1 rRNA gene is annotated in these 1,566 nt (G+C 53.6%); it reads right to left on the reverse strand.

From position 1 onward, the window contains the following. Positions 1 to 1,566, reverse strand: a 23S ribosomal RNA gene (locus tag FFB58_RS22765); the annotation flags it as partial.

Raw genomic sequence — 1,566 nt, forward strand, 5'->3', positions numbered from 1 at the left:
TCAGGGAGAACTCATCTCGGGGCAAGTTTCGTGCTTAGATGCTTTCAGCACTTATCTCTTCCGCATTTAGCTACCGGGCAGTGCCATTGGCATGACAACCCGAACACCAGTGATGCGTCCACTCCGGTCCTCTCGTACTAGGAGCAGCCCCCCTCAATTCTCCAGCGCCCACGGCAGATAGGGACCGAACTGTCTCACGACGTTCTAAACCCAGCTCGCGTACCACTTTAAATGGCGAACAGCCATACCCTTGGGACCTACTTCAGCCCCAGGATGTGATGAGCCGACATCGAGGTGCCAAACACCGCCGTCGATATGAACTCTTGGGCGGTATCAGCCTGTTATCCCCGGAGTACCTTTTATCCGTTGAGCGATGGCCCTTCCATACAGAACCACCGGATCACTATGACCTGCTTTCGCACCTGCTCGAGCCGTCACTCTCGCAGTCAAGCTAGCTTATGCCATTGCACTAACCTCCTGATGTCCGACCAGGATTAGCTAACCTTCGTGCTCCTCCGTTACTCTTTAGGAGGAGACCGCCCCAGTCAAACTACCCACCAGACACTGTCCGCAACCCGGATTACGGGTCCACGTTAGAACACCAGCCATTAAAGGGTGGTATTTCAAGGATGGCTCCACGCAGACTGGCGTCCACGCTTCAAAGCCTCCCACCTATCCTACACATCAAGGACCAGTGTTCAGTGTCAAGCTATAGTAAAGGTTCACGGGGTCTTTCCGTCTTGCCGCGGGTACACTGCATCTTCACAGCGATTTCAATTTCACTGAGTCTCGGGTGGAGACAGCCTGGCCATCATTACGCCATTCGTGCAGGTCGGAACTTACCCGACAAGGAATTTCGCTACCTTAGGACCGTTATAGTTACGGCCGCCGTTTACCGGGGCTTCGATCAAGAGCTTCTCCTTACGGATAACCCCATCAATTAACCTTCCGGCACCGGGCAGGCGTCACACCGTATACGTCCACTTTCGTGTTTGCACAGTGCTGTGTTTTTAATAAACAGTTGCAGCCAGCTGGTATCTTCGACTGATTTCAGCTCCACCCGCAGGGGCTTCACCTACATATCAGCGTGCCTTCTCCCGAAGTTACGGCACCATTTTGCCTAGTTCCTTCACCCGAGTTCTCTCAAGCGCCTTGGTATTCTCTACCTGACCACCTGTGTCGGTTTGGGGTACGATTTGATGTTACCTGATGCTTAGAGGCTTTTCCTGGAAGCAGGGCATTTGTTGCTTCAGCACCGTAGTGCCTCGTCATCACACCTCAGCGTTAAAAAGGTACCGGATTTACCTGGAACCTCCGCCTACATGCTTAAACCGGGACAACCGTCGCCCGGCCAACATAGCCTTCTCCGTCCCCCCTTCGCAGTAACACCGAGTACAGGAATATTAACCTGTTTCCCATCGACTACGCCTTTCGGCCTCGCCTTAGGGGTCGACTCACCCTGCCCCGATTAACGTTGGACAGGAACCCTTGGTCTTCCGGCGAGCGGGCTTTTCACCCGCTTTATCGTTACTTATGTCAGCATTCGCACTTCTGATACCTCCAGCA

This window comes from Enterobacter sp. MF024 (assembly GCF_005843915.1).
GTDB lineage: Bacteria > Pseudomonadota > Gammaproteobacteria > Enterobacterales > Enterobacteriaceae > Enterobacter > Enterobacter barmai.